Genomic DNA, 14,510 nt, shown 5'->3' with positions numbered 1-14,510 from the left:
TCATCACTCCACGTACCATTGCGGGAAGGGATCGGCGTAATTCCGCCATGCCGCTTCGCCGGCGGCGTGTTCGGCGTCGGTCAGCACGCAGTAAGCGAATGCCTCCTCAATCGCGGCGCGGTCGAGGTTCTGGCCGATGAACACCACTTCGTTGAAGCGCTCGTCGTAGGGCTCGGCCCAGCGGCCGACCGGCTCCACCGAGGCGATCCTGCCGGCCCGTGAATACACCACCGCCCACTCCGGCCGCGTGGCCAGCCACAGATAGCCCTTGGCGCGCAGCAGGCCGGGGAAGGCGTGATCGAGGAAGCGGCTGAAGCGCTGCGGATGCAGGGCGCGCGGCTCGCGCAGCACAAAGCTGGCAATGCCGTATTCGTCGGTTTCCGGCGCGTGCTCGCCGGCCAGCTCGCGCGCCCAGCCGGCCATTTCGCTGGCCTTCCCCAGATCGAACTTGCCGGTGCCGAGTATCTGATGCAACGGCACATTGCCGCGTTCCGCAGACACGATGGCGGCGCCCGGATTGAGCGCCTTGATCACCGCGCGCACCTCGCCCAACTGCGTCAGCGACACCAGATCGGTTTTGCTGATCACCACCACGTCGGCAAATTCGATCTGCTCGGACAGCAGGCCGGCCAGCGAACGGTCGTCATCCTCGCCGGCGGTTTCGCCACGCTGCGCCAGGAAGTCGGTGCTGTTGTAGTCGGCCAGCAGATTGAGGGCGTCGACCACCGTCACCATCGTGTCGATGCGCGCCACCTGGTTGAGCGAGCGGCCATGCTCGTCCTCGAAATCGAAGGTGGCGGCCACCGGCATCGGCTCGCCCACGCCGGTCGACTCGATCAGCAGATAGTCGAAGCGGCCCTCGGCGGCCAGCTGGCGCACCTCCAGCAGCAGGTCTTCGCGCAAGGTGCAGCAGATGCAGCCATTGCTCATTTCGACCATTTTCTCCTCGGTGCGCGAAAGGGCCGCGCCGGCGTTGCTGCTGCCGTCGCGTAGCAGGCTGGCGTCGATATTCACCTCGCTCATGTCGTTGACGATGACTGCCACCCGCAGGCCTTCGCGGTTGGCGAGGACGTGGTTGAGCAGGGTGGTTTTGCCGGCGCCAAGAAAGCCGGAAAGGACGGTGACGGGCAGGCGGGTATCTGGAATGGACATGACGAATCTCGCTTCATTAATGCAATCGAGTTGCATATTAAGCGGATTCGGCAGTAAATGCAACAAAGTTGCGTTAGTCAATTGGTCGGCTTATGACCGCTTGCGGTTGCAGCTGGCGCAGGTGCCCTTGATGAGGAAGTCGATTTCCTGGGTCTGGAAACCGTCCGGCAGCTTGATCTTGCGCGGCAGCGCCACATCGGTAAAGCAGGTGACCTGCTCGCACCGGGTGCACTGGAAGTGCGCATGTTCGTGCGCGTGATGGCCGGCGCCGGCGCTGAAGCGCCATACCTGGTCGGCCCCGGCGATGCGGTGGATCAGTTCATTCTCGGTCAGCCATTCCAGCACGCGGTACAGCGTGACCGGATCCAGTTCCTCGTGCGCCGTCCTGGCCAGGTGGGCCTGGATCTCGTGGTGGGTCAGCGATTTTTTCTGGCCCAGCAAAAAGTCCAGCACCAGCACGCGCTGGCGGGTGACGCGGGCGCCGGTGGCGCGGATTTGTGATTCGGCGGTATCTGTTTGCATCCCGCTATGGTAACACGGTGCCGAATGCGGTTAGAATGTCGGCCATGAAGTACAGCCGCCCCTTCGTGCACGTGTTCCTTGCGCTCCTGCTGCTCCTGACGCAGCAGGTCGGGGTGGCGCACATCTATACGCACTGGATCGGCGCCGAGCAGCAAGAGCTTCAACTGACCGAAGAAGGCCAGGCGGAACACCGCAAGCGCCTCGCCGTCCACAAAGTGTGCGCGGAATGCGTGTCGGTGGCGCAGATGGCTGCCGCCATCACCAGTTCGCCGCTGACGCTGGCCATCTCCACCCTCAGCACCGGCCCGGTCACGGTGCCGGCCACGCTGCCCGCCTGCGAACGCACCACCTGCGTCTTCCATTCCCGCGCTCCACCTCTGGCCTGACACCCGAAATCCGTCCGATTTTTTGCCGCAGCGGGGCGCAAGGCTTCGTCACGCGTCCGTGCGGCCGTCACTTACATTGCTAGAGGTTTTACATGAAGATTCAACGCACGCTGCTGGCCAGCGCGATCCTGTCCGCCTATTCCACGCTGGCCTTCGGCCAGGCCGCGGTTCAACAGGTGGTGGTCACCGCCACGCCATTCGGCAACAGCGCGAATGACCAGATCCTGACCCCGGCCAAGGTGCTGGCCGGCGACGAGCTGCGCGACAAGACCGGCAGCTCGCTGGGCGAGACGCTGTCGCAGGAACTGGGCGTGTCGGCATCGGCATTTGGCGCCGGCGCCTCGCGCCCCATCATCCGCGGCCTGGAAGGCGCGCGCGTTAAGATGCTGGAAAACGGCATGGCCGTTTCCGACGTCTCCGGCCTGTCCAATGACCACGCGGTGGCGGCGGAGGGCGCGGTGGCACAGCAGATCGAAATCCTGCGCGGGCCGGCGGCGCTGCTGTATGGCTCCGGCGCCATCGGCGGCCTGGTCAACGTCGTCAACGAGCGCATTCCCACCGCGCTGGAGCCGAAGCTGACCGGCCAAGTGGAGGCGCGCGCCAGCTCGGTGGACAGCGGCCGCAATCTGTCCGGCACCATCGACGGCTCGGTCGACAAGATGGCCTGGCACATCGACGGCAATTTCCGCAACGCGGACGACTACAAAATCCCCGGCAACCGCGTGCTGGGTGACCCCGATTCGGCCAGCGGCCGGCTGCCGCACTCGGACACGCGCGAGCGCACCGGCGGCATTGGCGGGTCGTGGGTGGATAGCTGGGGCTTCATCGGCGCCTCGGTGTCGCGCCTGTCCAACGTCTACGGCATCCCGAGCGACGAAGGCTCAAAGATCGACCAGAAGCAGACCCGCTACGACATCGACAGCCTGGTCAAGGCACCGTTCGCGGGCTTTGAAACCTTCAAGTTCAAGGCCGGCTACACCGATTACAAGCATGCCGAAATCGGCGAGGATGGCGCGCCGGAAGTGCTGTTCAAGAACCACGCGACCGAGACGCGTTTCGAACTGACGCACAAGCCGGTGGCCGGCTGGCATGGCACCTTCGGCGTGCAGACCGAGAACACCAACTTCTCCGCCCTGAGCGCGGAAGGCGGCCCGGATACCGTGCCGGTCACGCATTCGACCTCGAATGCCGCCTTCCTGGTCGAGGAAACCGACTTCGGCCCGGTCAGGTTCAACGCCGGCGGCCGCGTAGAGCGCGTCAAGCGCGAGCCGGTGACGGGCGTGAAGCGCTCGTTCAATCTGCAATCGGCATCGGTGGGGGGGCTGTGGCCGTTCGTGCCGGGCTACGCGATCGGTGCCACGCTGTCCTACGCGCAGCGCGCGCCATCGACCGAGGAACTTTACTCCAGCGGCCCGCACGACGCCACCGCCACCTTCGACATCGGCAACGCCGACTTCAAGAAGGAGACCTCGCGCAATATCGAGCTGAATGTGCAGAAGACCACGGGCCTGATGCGCTGGAAGGCCAACGTCTTCCGCAACAAGGTCAGTGACTTCATCTATGGCCACATCACCGGCAACCTGCTGGACGAGGAGGGCAACCCGGGCGACGAGCTGCGCGAACGCATTTTCGAGCAGGCCGACGCCACCATCCAGGGCGCCGAGGCAGAGCTGGAATACAACCCGACCGGCGCCGGCTGGTCCGGCCGCGTGTTCGCGGACACCTCGCGCGGCAAGCTCGATCGCGGCGGCAGCCTGCCGCTGCAGCCGGCCAACCGCATCGGCGTCAGCACCGCATACAAGATGGGCGCGTGGCGTGCCGGCCTGTCGCTGGTGCACGCGCAGTCGCAGGACCGTCTGGCGTCGTTCGAAACCACCGACACCCCAGCTTACAACCAGCTGAACGCCAATGTGTCTTATACGCAGAAGGTGGACGGCTATGACCTGACCTGGTTCCTGCTGGCGAAAAACCTGACCAACGAAGAAATCCGCGTCTCGACCTCGGTGCTGAAGGACATCGCGCCGCTGCCAGGCCGTAACGTGGTATTCGGTGTGCGCGCCAAGTTCTGATGGCGGATATCCGGTGCGCCACTAGCTCAAATGGGCCCGGAAACTGGCCAGTTGGAATGCATCAAACCCCAGCATCGGGCCGAGACTGGTGAAATAGCGCCGATTGGTGGAATGTGCGTTGTACCCGCGTGGCGTGCGGTAGTAGTCGATCGCGTCGAGCAGGTCGCGGTCGGCCACGCCCATCGCTTGTGCCGTGCCAAGCGCCTTGAACCGATGGTCGGTCGACGCGGCGCTGGCCGCGTAGCCGCCGCCCGCGCAGACGCCCACTAAGCCCAGGCTATCTTCCGCCACGAACGGCAGCGTCATCAGAAAATGCGCCGCGCAGCGAATGTCCTCGACGCGCGCCGCAGGATTTTCCTGATCGCGCGGCTCGCCCTCGCTTTGTCCCTGGTAGGAAGGGTCAAAGGCCAGCGTCACGAAGCCCAGGTTGGCCAGCCTTGCCGCGTAGTTGGCGCCGATCTGCGCCTTGACGCTGCTGCCCGGCGTTGCGATCACCAGCGCCCTATTGTGGCCCGCGTTGCGTATCCAGCGCCAGGGCTTCGGCAGGGCCGAAGAACTCATAGTGCGTTTGCGACGGCGGCACGCCCAGTTCCGCCAGGTGCGACTTGATCGCCTTCATGAACGGGGTGGGGCCGAGGAAGTAGGCGTCCACATCGCGCGTCTGCGGCAGCCATGCGGACAGCTGCCGCGGATTCAGGTAACCGGTGGCATGCGGCTGCGGTCCATGGGCATCTGCCGACTCGTAGCAGTAGTAGCGCCGCAGTTGCGGATGACTGGCCGCCAGCGCATCGATATGCTCGCGGAAGGCGTGCACACCGGCGTGACGCGCCGCGTGAATGAAGTGGATCGCACGCCCGGTCGCCAGCGCCGCCGTCAGCATGGCCAGCGTGGGGGTGATGCCGACGCCACCGCTGATCAGCACCAGCGGCTTGTCGCTATCGGTCAGCACAAAGTCGCCGGATGGCGGGAACAGATCGACGCTGTCGCCCACCTGCAGCTGATCGTGCAGGAAGTTGGACACCAGGCCACCCGGCTCGCGCTTCACGCTGATGCGGTAGCTGACGCCATTCGCCGTCTCGGACAGCGAATACTGGCGGCGATGCGGCTCGCCGTTCACATCGACCTGAATACCGATGTACTGGCCCGGCTGGTGTGCCACCACCTTGCCGCCATCGGCGGGCACCAGCACGAAGGAGGTGATCTCATCGCTTTCCACCGTCCGGGCGCGGACCTTGAAGGCACGCGCGCCACGCCAGCCGCCCTCGGCCCGCTCGTTTTGCTGATAGACGCTTTCCTCGGCGCCCATCAGGATATCGGCCAGTTGGCCATAGGCCGCGCCCCAGGCTGCAATCACCGCGTCGGTGGCCACCTGTTCGCCCAGCACCTCGCGGATCGCCTTCAGCAGCGACGCGCCAACGACGGGATAATGCTCCGGCAGGATCTGCAAGGACACGTGCTTGTGCACGATCGTCGCCACCAGCGGACCCAGATTCTCCAGCTTCTCGATATTCTTCGCATACATGAGCACCGCATTGGCCAGCGCGCGCTGCTGATGGCCGTCATGCTGGTTGGCTTGATTGAACAGCGGCTTCACGTGCGGATAATCGCGGAACATCGACTGGTAGAAGTGGCGGGTCAGGGCTTCGCCGCCTTCTTCCAGAATCGGAACGGTTGCGCTGATGATGGCTTTGTGTTCGGTGCTAAGCATGATGATCTCTGTCGTAGGGAATTGATGACGTAAACAAGTATATCATATGAATGTTTAAATGCGCAGCAGGCGCCACCGGAAAAATCCGGCGGCGCCGCGGTTCAAGGTTTAGAGATCGAACTTCAGTTCAGCGACGTAGGTGCGTTGCGGATAAGGGTGGAAGTTCCAGTACTGGTAGTTATTCAGATTGTCCACACCCAGCGCCATGCTCCACTGCGCGTTAAAGCGATAGCGCAGGCGCGCATCGGCGGTGAAGTACTTGCTGGCCCCCTGATAGGCAAAGCCGTTGACGTCCGAATTATCCAGCGTTGAATACTGCTTGCCGCTGTAGCGCGCCGCCAGCGTCATCGACAGCTTGTCATTGACCGCGTACGTGGCCACGCCGGTGGCGCGCCACGCGGGAATGCGCGGCTGCCACTTGCCCACGCTGCTGGGCGCCTTGTCGTTGCGGATGATCTTCGAATCGGTCCACGTCAGGCTGGAACTCAGCTCCAGGCCGCGCAGCAGCACGTCGCTGGCGCCATACGAAACCTCCAGCCCCTTGGTGCGGATCAGGTCCACGTTCTGGATATTCGTCACCAGCGGGAGCACCAGCACATTGGTCTGCGAATACAGCGCGTCGGCGGTACGTTCGCCGAAGGCGGTCAGGCGCAGGTAGCCGCCATCCAGCTTGCGCTCGCCGCTGAGCTCCGTGGTCCACGACTTTTCCGGCTTGAGCTTAGGATCGTTGTTGGTCAGCTGGCCGGCGGCATTCAGGCCGCCCTGATACAGCTCCGACACCGTCGGCATGCGCACCGCGCGGCCCAGCGACGCCTTCAACACCCAGTCTTCGCTGGCCTGGTACGCCAGCGCCGCTTTCGGCGAGACATAATGCTCCGTGCGTTCCGCGTGCGCCGCCGCATTCAGCGCGTTGGCGGTCACGCCGTCGTGCGCATGCCAGTGCTCGAAGCGCGCGCCCAGAACGGTCTTCCATTGCGGCGCGAACTTCCAGGTGTCCTGCGCATACAGGCTGTTGATCTCCGTCTTGCCGGCAAAGCGCGAAGTTGGCGCGCTGACCGGCGTACCGCTGATCCAATCCGCGACAGGCGACTCGGTGCTGCTTAACTTGTAAGCCTCGCGCTGGTAGCCGAATTCCGCGATATGCGCCGCATCCGGGCGCCACACGCCCTTGGCCGCCAGGGTATTCCAGCCGGTGCCGCCCTGATTGACCAGGCGTCCGGCGCCGCCGTTCAGCGATGCCGGCATCGTCACGGTGGTCGCAGCGCGCAGTCGGTCCTTGTCGTAGTCATACAGACTGGCGGCGATTTCCCAGTCGAACACGCCCCTGGTGTTGGTCTTTAGCGTGAGGCCATGCATGACATGCCGCAGGTCTTCGTTGGAGACGTTGAAATCGGTTGGCGTCAGCGTGTACGCGTGCCCGCTGACGTTGACGGTGCCGCTGTACACCGGCTGGCCGGCCGCATCGCGCAGATAGCTGGTCGGGCGGCCCTCCGACGCATTGCGCCACAAGCCGAAGGTGTAGGTGGCGCGCATGGTCGGCGAAAAATCGACCGCCAGCTTGGCCTTCAACTGATCCTGCACGGTGTGATATTGCGTGGCCGCGCCCAGCAGATACCAGGGACTGTTGGTGCGGTCCAGGCCCGCCACCGCGCCGCTCACCGGCGTGCCGGCGCTGCTCAGTGACGACGCGCCGGCCGCGCGCGTGGGGAAGGTCAGCGGCTGTCCTTCGCTGTCGGTGCGGTTCAACGCCAGCCACCACGACCACGCGCCCTGGCGGTCGCCCAGCGAAAAACTGCCTTGCTTGCCGTCGTAGCGGTCATTGGTGCCGTACAGTTTGAAGGGCTGGTGCGTCAGCGTCAGCTTGGCGTGGGCTTCGAAGCGGGTCGGCATGCGCGTGACGTAATCGACCACGGCGCCGACCGAGTTGCCGCCGTACGCCGCCGAGAAAGGCCCATACAGCACATCGACGCGTTCGATTTCCTCGGGGCTGACCATGCCCCAGCGCGGCGCAAACGTGGCGCCGTTGCCGAGATAATTGGACAGCAAGATACCGTCCGCATACACCATCGAGCGCGCGCTGTTGCCGGTGCCGGAAGCGCGCGTGGACAGCACGGCGTGGTTGTAGTCGCCGATGTAGCGCTTGCGCACCAGGAGACTGGGCAGGTATTTGAGCGCGTCCTCGGCATCGGTGGCGTTGATATCGCGCTCGATGTCCTCTTTGGTGATGCCCTCAATGGTGGTGGGAATTTGCGTTGGCAGCGAAGTAGGGCGGTTGCCGGTGATGGTCACGGTGCCCAGTTGATGCAGCGGCACGCCGTCTTCGGCGTGGACCTGAGCGGCAAAGGCGGCAAGCAGCGCCACTGCCAGGGGAGACATGGTGGTGTTCATGCTATTCCTGATGATGCGTAATGATGGCCGCCATCCTCGCGAGCGGGAATGGCGGAAATGACGGACTAACGATCAGGAAAGGGCGGGCGGCCCGCGTGGGCTGGCGGCGCGCCATGGATGCAGCGGCTGCGGCGCGGTGTAGAACAGCGGGGGATACAGGTCATGGCCGCCGATGACGGCGAAACCATGCACGGGAGAAGGCGGCAAAGCCGGCGTGGACGCCTGCAGCGCGCAATAGGCGCAATGCTCCATGCCGTGCATGACGTTGGTCGGCGCCTTCTTGGCGCCGCTATCGACGGTACACATTTCCGCCAGCGCGGCGCTGGTGGTGGCCGCCAGCGCATGTGACACGGTCGGCGCCAGCGCGGCAAACAGGACGGCCAGCATGGCGATCCAGATGTGCAGCACTTGGCGTTTGGCGGACTTGAACATCCGGCAATTATAAACCAGCACGCGAAAATCTGGCTATTGTGAATGAGAACTGTTATCATTCCGCTCGTTTTAGATTCGTCAATATTGCTCCCATGCCTCAATTGTCCCTGCACGTAGCGCCATTCAAACTGACCGCGTTGGCCGCCGCGGTATCCCTGCTGACGGCGCCGCTCGCGCTGCACGCCCAGCAAACCGACGACGCGCCGATGGAAACCATCCAGGTGTCGGGCAGCTGGCTCGGCTCCGGCCTGCAGAACAGTGTGAAGAATTTCGCCGGCGCGCGGACCGTGGTCAGCAAGGAAGACATCGACGACACCGGCGCTGCCAACATCGGCGACGTGCTGCGCCGCATCCCCGGCGTCCAGTCGACCGACAACTCGGGCACGGCCGGCAGCGCCATCTCGCTCAACATCGGCATCCGGGGACTGACCGGGCGTTACTCGCCGCGGTCGACCGTGCTGCTGGACGGCATTCCGCTGGCGGTGGCGCCGTACGGCCAGCCGCAGCTGTCGTTCGCCCCGGTCAGCCTCAACAATATTGAATCGATCGACGTGGTGCGCGGCGGCGGCGCGGTGCGCTACGGCCCGCAGAACGTCGGCGGCATCATCAACTTCCGCAGCCGCGCCATCCCCGACGGCGACGGCATCCATGGCGACGCCAACGTCCGTTACAACAGCTTCGGCGAGGGCCGCAGCAACCGCCAGTACAGCGCCTTCGTCGGCGGCACCGCCAGCAACGGTCTTGGCGTCGCGCTGCTGTACTCGGGCATGGAAGGCTCGGAATGGCGCCAGGGCAGCGACGAGCGCGTCAACGACGTCGCGCTGAAGTTCCGCTACCCGCTGAACAACCACAGCGAGCTGTACGGCAAGGTGTCCTACTACGACGTGCTGTCGCGCACGCCGGGCGGCCTGACGGTGGCGCAATACAAGGCCGACCCGTTCCAGAACACGCGCCCGACCGACTTCTGGAGCGGCGACCGCCATGGCGTCGACGTCGGCTACCTGAACACCCTCTCGGCCACGCAGGAAGTCGAGATCAAGGCCTACTACAACGAAAGCTTCCGCCAGAGCGCGCTGATCAACAACGCCAAAACGCAGATCACCTGGCAGCCGCGCAACTACCAGGTGCTGGGCATCGAACCGCGCTACACGCAGCGCTTCAACGCCGGCGGCATGACGCACGACGTCACGGTCGGCTACCGCTTTCTGCGCGAGCGCGGCGACGACAACAACTACCTGCAGACGGTGGCGACCGGCCTGAACGGCGCCACCAGCACCTTCGTCAACAGCACCGACGCGCACGCGGCCTACATCGACGACCGCATCGCGCTGGGCCAGTGGCGCATCACGCCGGGCGTGCGTTACGAGCAGATCTCGTCGACCCGCAACGACCTGGCCGCCAAGGCGAGCTTCGACACCGACAACACCAAGGCGCTGCCGTCGCTCAACGTGGCCTACCTGCTGCATCCGGCGCTGACGGTGTTCGCCAACTACACCACCTCGTTTGGTCCGGTGCAGAACACGCAGTTGAATTCGCAAACACCTGCCAATCCGCTAAAACCGGAGCTGGCCAAAACGGCCGAGTTGGGCGCGCGCTGGAAGAGCGGTGCGGTGAGCGCCGAGGCCACCGTGTTCAAGCTCAAATTCGACAACCAGATCGTGCAAGTGCCCGGCATCACGCCGGCGACGTTCCAGAACATCGGCGCCACCAACCACGATGGCATCGAAACCGCCGCCGACTACACGTTTGACGAAGCCGGCCCGCTGGCCGGGCTGAACGTCTACGCCAACTACACCTACACCAAGGCCATCCAGGAATCGGGCGCGACGGCGGGGTTGGACGTGCCGTTCTACTCGCGCACCACCGACACGCTGGGCGCGCGCTACCGGGTGGGCGCCTGGACGGCCAACCTGTCGACCACGCACCAGACCAGGCAATACTCCGACACCGCCAACACGGTGGCGGAAGCGGCCAACGGCGGCGTCGGCCAGATCCCCGGCTTCCGCCTGTGGAACGCCAACCTGTCATGGAAAGGGCGCGGCTACGAAGTGGCGGCCGGCGTCAACAACATCGCCGACAAGCGCTACTACACCCGCAACGTCGACGGCAACGCCGGCCGCATGGCCGGCGCCCCGCGCACCGGCTACCTCCAGCTCCGCCTCACCTACTAAACTCCGGGGTCAGGTCCTCCATTTCTACACGAGCTCTACGGTTTAGCCGCTTTTTTCACCGCGCGGCTGGCCGTTGTGAGGGACACGCCGAAGTGGCGGGCAATTTCGCTGAGCGTGTAGGCGTGGGTGCCGTAGGCTGCCGCGATCGCGTCGTCCCGGCTGGCGTGAGTGTGACTGTACGCACTCAGCGGCGGGGCGAGGGCGCTGCGTTGTGATTTGGGTATGCCGGCCTGAGGTTGGGTGGTCGGGCGTTGAAACTGCTGCTGGAATGCCTCATCCCCGAGAATCAGTTGATGGACGGTGTTGATCAGCGGCGATGGGCAATCAATCCGCGCGTGAACGAACTGGCGGAAGGCCTCTTTGGCGTTCGGCATTGACGGATGGAAGCGTGTGAGCAACGGCGTGATTGCCAGCCAATCTGGAGGCGGCGTGTCGCTCAAGGTGAGGTGGTAACTGCTCCAGCGCCAGTCTTCCGGTAGCTTTACCAAGCGGGCCCGGACTGGGTTGAGGACGATATATCTGGTCAGTTCAAGCAGGTAGCTTTCCTTGTCGACCAGAATCGCCTTGTAGCGGCCTTGAAAAACGTGGCCGACCAGGCCGTGACGGCGGTTGAAGTATTGAGAATAGATGCCGTTGAGTTGTCGCATCCCCTGCGCCAGATGACCGTCCAGTGTTTCCACCAGGATGTGGTAGTGATTGCCCATCTGGCAAAACGCATAGATCGCGAAGTGGAATCGCTCACACACCTGTTTCAAAGTTTGCAGCCATACGGCGCGGTCGGTGTCATCGTAATAGATAAGCGCTTTCCGGTCACCGCGGCTGGTGACGTGATAGAGCGCGCCGGGAAATTCCAGTCTGAGTGGACGAGTCATTCACCGAGCGTAGCGCATCAGTCCAATTACAGTTTGTCCCAGATCAGCTCGTGTAGAAATGGAGGACCTGACCCCGGAGTTGGCGTAGGACTAAGATGACATTTTGCAATGTTCGCAGCCTACATAGGACTACAAGGTGCTCCTATACCGTCGGATTAGGCCGCTGGATATAGTGTCTACATCAACGACAGACACATTATCACGAGGCTTACTATGAACGCACTGCACACCACCCCAGCCGCCGCACCGCAAATCAGCCTGATCGGCGCTCAGCAGAACGACTTGCTCCGCGCCCTGTCGCGCGAGGATCTGCTCGCGCTGTTCGGCGATCTGGAACTGGTGACGTTGCCGGAAGGTAAGCATCTGTTCGACTTCGGCGACGCCGTCGAGTACACCTATTTCCCAACCAACGCCATCGTCTCGCTGCAATATGTGATGGAGGACGGCGCCACCACCGAGATCGCCGTGGTGGGGCGTGAAGGTGTGGTCGGCGTGGCGCTGCATCCGACCGAGCGCGCCAGCTATGCCGCCGTCGTGCAGACCGCCGGCTATGGCTATCGCCTGAAAACCTCGGTGCTGCGCGAAGTGTTCTACACCGGCGGCCCGCTGGCCCAGCAACTGATGCGCTACACCAGCGCCATGTTCGCCCAGCTGGCGCAAAGCGTGGCCGGCAGCCGTCACACCAGCATCGAGCAGAAACTGTGCCGCTGGCTGCTGGAACGCCTGGACCGTTCGCTCTCCAACGAGCTGAAGGTGACGCAGGAGATGATCGCCAACATGCTGGGCGTGCGCCGCGAGAGCATCACCGGCGCGGCTGGCAAGCTGGCCCAGGAAGGCTTGATTACTTACCGCCGCGGCCTGGTGACCGTGCTGGATCGGGATGGCATGGAACGCCGCGCCGGCAGCTGCTACCAGGGCCGCGTCGGCAACTCGGCAACGGCGGCGCAGCGTTACGCGGCTTGAGAGGGAATTAGTGGAGGACGCGGGACGGCGGGTTGATCAGGAAGCCGCCGAAATCCGCCCGCGCCGGCATCCTTGCCGCCAGATCCTGATCCAGCTTGCGCTGCACCAGCTTGTGCCAGGCGCTGGCCCAACGGGCCGCCAGCTGGGATTCTTCGGCCGAACGGGCATACAGCGTTCGTTCCACAGCAATTTTTTGACGTTGCAGGGCGTAGCTGGCGGAGAGCAAAGTAGTCATGGCGTAGTGTGACTGGCTTGGGTTGATCGGAAATGCATTGCCATTGTGCCTGCGCCCGCCCGGTTTTGAATGTGCGCCACTTCACCCATAACGATGAGTAATCTCCCAGGCGTGTAAAATACACGCCTGTTGCTTTTTCGCATCGCCGTCTTCCGGCTTACTTTCCCTGATGAATTTCTCCAAAAATGCCTTGGCGGGGCTGACCACGTCGTTCGCGTTGGTTCCTGAATGCATCGCTTTTGCGCTGGTTGCGCATCTCAATCCACTCACCGGCCTGTACGGCGCTTTCTTTATTTGCACCGTCACGGCGCTGTTTGGCGGCCGTCCGGGCATGATTTCCGGTGCCGCCGGCTCGATGGCGGTGGTCATCGTGGCCCTGGTGGCCCAGCATGGGCTGCAGTATTTTCTTGCCACAGTGATATTGAGCGGCGCAATCATGCTGCTGTTCGGCGTGCTGCGCATGGGCAAGCTGGTGACGATGGTGCCGCATCCGGTGATGCTCGGCTTCGTCAATGGCCTGGCGATCGTCATCGCCTGGTCGCAATTGCAGCACTTTAAGGTTGATGGCGCGTGGCTGCGCGGCGCGACGCTGGCGTGGATGGGCGCGCTGGTGGGGCTGACGATGGTGGTCGTTTACCTGTTGCCGCGCCTGACCAGGGCCCTGCCGCCGGCACTGGTGGCCATCGCGGGAGTCGGCGTGCTGTCGGCGACGCTGGGCTTGCCGGTGCGCACACTCGGCGATATGGCGCATATCGCCGGCGGGCTGCCGGCGTTCGCGCTGCCGGACGTGCCGATGACGCTGGAGACCGTACGCATCGTATGTCCTTACGCGCTGCTGATGGCGGTGGTGGGCCTGCTGGAAACGCTGCTGACCTTTAACCTCACCGATGACATCACCGAAACGCGCGGTTTGCCGAATCGTGAATGCGTGGCGCTGGGCGCGGCCAACGTGGCGTCCGGCCTGTTCGGCGGCATGGGCGGGTGCGCGATGATCGGCCAGACCATGATCAATCTGAGTTCCGGCGGCCGTACGCGGGTGTCGGGCGCGGTCGCGGGCATCATGATTTTGCTGTTCATCCTGTTCTTGTCGCCGCTGATCGAGCGCATTCCGCTGGCGGCGTTGGTGGGCGTGATGTTCGTGGTGGCGCAGCAGACTTTCGCCTGGAGTTCCCTGCAGGTGCTGGGCAAGGTGCCGCGTCATGACGCGCTGCTGATCGTGGCGGTGACGGCGATCACCGTGGCCACCGATCTGGCGACGGCGGTGCTGTGCGGGATTGTGATCGCGGCCTTGAGTTTCGCCTGGCGCCATGCGCGTGACATCCGCGCCAACGTGGCGCAGGGCGATGGCGTCAAAACCTATACGCCGCATGGCACGCTGTTCTTTGCGTCGATTACGCAGTTCCACGCGCTGTTCGATGCGCAGGGGGATCCATCATCGGTGACGCTGGATTGCCGTCACCTGCGGCTGGCCGATCACTCGGCGCTGGTGGCGGTGGCCGCCCTGAGCGAGCGCTATGCCAAGGCCGGCAAGACGTTGCGGGTGCTGCACCTGTCGCAACGCTGCGAAACGCTGCTGCGGCGCTCGGGCGTGATGGCGATGGTGTGACGAGGC

13 protein-coding genes are annotated in these 14,510 nt (G+C 64.1%); 5 read left to right on the top strand and 8 right to left on the bottom strand.

Features of this window, described 5'->3' with window-relative positions:
- Positions 1 to 3 precede the first annotated feature (3 nt).
- Both FHW58_RS07370 and FHW58_RS07365 read right to left on the bottom strand, forming a co-directional pair.
- Positions 4 to 1,152, bottom strand: a complete 1,149-nt coding sequence (locus tag FHW58_RS07370) for a GTP-binding protein (RefSeq protein WP_179672397.1) — start codon at positions 1,150 to 1,152, stop codon at positions 4 to 6.
- A 90-nt stretch (positions 1,153 to 1,242) separates the two neighbouring features.
- Positions 1,243 to 1,674: a Fur family transcriptional regulator gene (locus FHW58_RS07365; RefSeq protein ID WP_179672396.1), complete on the bottom strand. Its 432-nt coding sequence runs from the start codon at positions 1,672 to 1,674 to the stop codon at positions 1,243 to 1,245.
- Between the two features lie 44 nt (positions 1,675 to 1,718).
- On the opposite strand from FHW58_RS07365, the gene FHW58_RS07360 reads away from it, so the two are divergent.
- Together FHW58_RS07360 and FHW58_RS07355 are read left to right on the top strand one after the other, a co-directional pair.
- Positions 1,719 to 2,060: a hypothetical protein gene (locus FHW58_RS07360; RefSeq protein ID WP_179672395.1), complete on the top strand. Its 342-nt coding sequence runs from the start codon at positions 1,719 to 1,721 to the stop codon at positions 2,058 to 2,060.
- 92 nt (positions 2,061 to 2,152) lie between these two features.
- Positions 2,153 to 4,129, top strand: a complete 1,977-nt coding sequence (locus tag FHW58_RS07355; RefSeq protein ID WP_179672394.1) for a TonB-dependent receptor — start codon at positions 2,153 to 2,155, stop codon at positions 4,127 to 4,129.
- Between the two features lie 21 nt (positions 4,130 to 4,150).
- Here the strand turns inward: FHW58_RS07355 and FHW58_RS07350 are convergent, their stop codons facing one another.
- The 4 genes from FHW58_RS07350 to FHW58_RS07335 all read right to left on the bottom strand — a co-directional run bounded on the left by FHW58_RS07350 (position 4,151) and on the right by FHW58_RS07335 (position 8,657).
- A complete protein-coding gene (locus FHW58_RS07350; protein WP_179672393.1) occupies positions 4,151 to 4,690 on the bottom strand; it encodes an alpha/beta hydrolase in 540 nt (179 codons plus the stop codon).
- Positions 4,632 to 5,837, bottom strand: coding sequence for an NO-inducible flavohemoprotein (gene hmpA, locus FHW58_RS07345; protein ID WP_179672392.1), 1,206 nt, complete (start codon positions 5,835 to 5,837; stop codon positions 4,632 to 4,634). Before hmpA ends, FHW58_RS07350 begins: the two co-directional genes overlap by 59 nt.
- Positions 5,838 to 5,945: 108 nt before the next feature.
- The gene (locus FHW58_RS07340; RefSeq protein ID WP_179672391.1) at positions 5,946 to 8,225 is read right to left on the bottom strand and encodes a TonB-dependent receptor; all 2,280 of its coding nucleotides are present in this window, start codon (positions 8,223 to 8,225) and stop codon (positions 5,946 to 5,948) included.
- Between the two features lie 72 nt (positions 8,226 to 8,297).
- On the bottom strand, positions 8,298 to 8,657 hold the full coding sequence (locus FHW58_RS07335) for a DUF2946 domain-containing protein (protein ID WP_179672390.1): 360 nt from the start codon (positions 8,655 to 8,657) through the stop codon (positions 8,298 to 8,300).
- 92 nt (positions 8,658 to 8,749) lie between these two features.
- Here FHW58_RS07335 and FHW58_RS07330 point away from each other — a divergent pair, with 92 nt between their 5' ends.
- Positions 8,750 to 10,828, top strand: a complete 2,079-nt coding sequence (locus FHW58_RS07330) for a TonB-dependent siderophore receptor (RefSeq protein WP_179672389.1) — start codon at positions 8,750 to 8,752, stop codon at positions 10,826 to 10,828.
- 35 nt (positions 10,829 to 10,863) lie between these two features.
- Here FHW58_RS07330 and FHW58_RS07325 read toward each other — a convergent pair whose 3' ends face one another.
- Positions 10,864 to 11,700 (bottom strand): transposase, encoded by an 837-nt coding sequence (locus FHW58_RS07325; protein WP_179672388.1) that lies wholly within the window; start codon positions 11,698 to 11,700, stop codon positions 10,864 to 10,866.
- Between the two features lie 213 nt (positions 11,701 to 11,913).
- Here FHW58_RS07325 and FHW58_RS07320 point away from each other — a divergent pair, with 213 nt between their 5' ends.
- Positions 11,914 to 12,663, top strand: coding sequence for a Crp/Fnr family transcriptional regulator (locus tag FHW58_RS07320; RefSeq protein ID WP_179672387.1), 750 nt, complete (start codon positions 11,914 to 11,916; stop codon positions 12,661 to 12,663).
- Between the two features lie 7 nt (positions 12,664 to 12,670).
- Here FHW58_RS07320 and FHW58_RS07315 read toward each other — a convergent pair whose 3' ends face one another.
- Complete coding sequence (locus tag FHW58_RS07315; RefSeq protein ID WP_179672386.1) at positions 12,671 to 12,898, bottom strand: hypothetical protein; 228 nt, start codon at positions 12,896 to 12,898, stop codon at positions 12,671 to 12,673.
- Between the two features lie 169 nt (positions 12,899 to 13,067).
- Between FHW58_RS07315 and FHW58_RS07310 the strand changes: the two genes are divergently transcribed.
- Positions 13,068 to 14,504 (top strand): SulP family inorganic anion transporter, encoded by a 1,437-nt coding sequence (locus FHW58_RS07310; protein ID WP_179672385.1) that lies wholly within the window; start codon positions 13,068 to 13,070, stop codon positions 14,502 to 14,504.
- Positions 14,505 to 14,510: the final 6 nt, after the last annotated feature.

It is taken from the genome of Duganella sp. 1224, from assembly GCF_013408245.1.
Lineage (GTDB): Bacteria > Pseudomonadota > Gammaproteobacteria > Burkholderiales > Burkholderiaceae_D > Rugamonas.
This window is presented reverse-complemented; position numbering and strand designations above follow the sequence as displayed.

Excerpts from the sequence above, each read along its gene's own strand:
- FHW58_RS07330 (WP_179672389.1), top strand. The coding sequence starts at position 8,750 with ATGCCTCAATTGTCCCTGCACGTAGCGCCATTCAAACTGACCGCGTTG.
- hmpA (WP_179672392.1), bottom strand. The coding sequence starts at position 5,837 with ATGCTTAGCACCGAACACAAAGCCATCATCAGCGCAACCGTTCCGATT.
- FHW58_RS07320 (WP_179672387.1), top strand. The coding sequence starts at position 11,914 with ATGAACGCACTGCACACCACCCCAGCCGCCGCACCGCAAATCAGCCTG.
- FHW58_RS07350 (WP_179672393.1), bottom strand. The coding sequence starts at position 4,690 with ATGAGTTCTTCGGCCCTGCCGAAGCCCTGGCGCTGGATACGCAACGCG.
- FHW58_RS07325 (WP_179672388.1), bottom strand. The coding sequence starts at position 11,700 with ATGACTCGTCCACTCAGACTGGAATTTCCCGGCGCGCTCTATCACGTC.
- FHW58_RS07360 (WP_179672395.1), top strand. The coding sequence starts at position 1,719 with ATGAAGTACAGCCGCCCCTTCGTGCACGTGTTCCTTGCGCTCCTGCTG.
- FHW58_RS07335 (WP_179672390.1), bottom strand. The coding sequence starts at position 8,657 with ATGTTCAAGTCCGCCAAACGCCAAGTGCTGCACATCTGGATCGCCATG.
- FHW58_RS07370 (WP_179672397.1), bottom strand. The coding sequence starts at position 1,152 with ATGTCCATTCCAGATACCCGCCTGCCCGTCACCGTCCTTTCCGGCTTT.
- FHW58_RS07365 (WP_179672396.1), bottom strand. The coding sequence starts at position 1,674 with ATGCAAACAGATACCGCCGAATCACAAATCCGCGCCACCGGCGCCCGC.
- FHW58_RS07315 (WP_179672386.1), bottom strand. The coding sequence starts at position 12,898 with ATGACTACTTTGCTCTCCGCCAGCTACGCCCTGCAACGTCAAAAAATT.
- FHW58_RS07310 (WP_179672385.1), top strand. The coding sequence starts at position 13,068 with ATGAATTTCTCCAAAAATGCCTTGGCGGGGCTGACCACGTCGTTCGCG.
- FHW58_RS07340 (WP_179672391.1), bottom strand. The coding sequence starts at position 8,225 with ATGAACACCACCATGTCTCCCCTGGCAGTGGCGCTGCTTGCCGCCTTT.
- FHW58_RS07355 (WP_179672394.1), top strand. The coding sequence starts at position 2,153 with ATGAAGATTCAACGCACGCTGCTGGCCAGCGCGATCCTGTCCGCCTAT.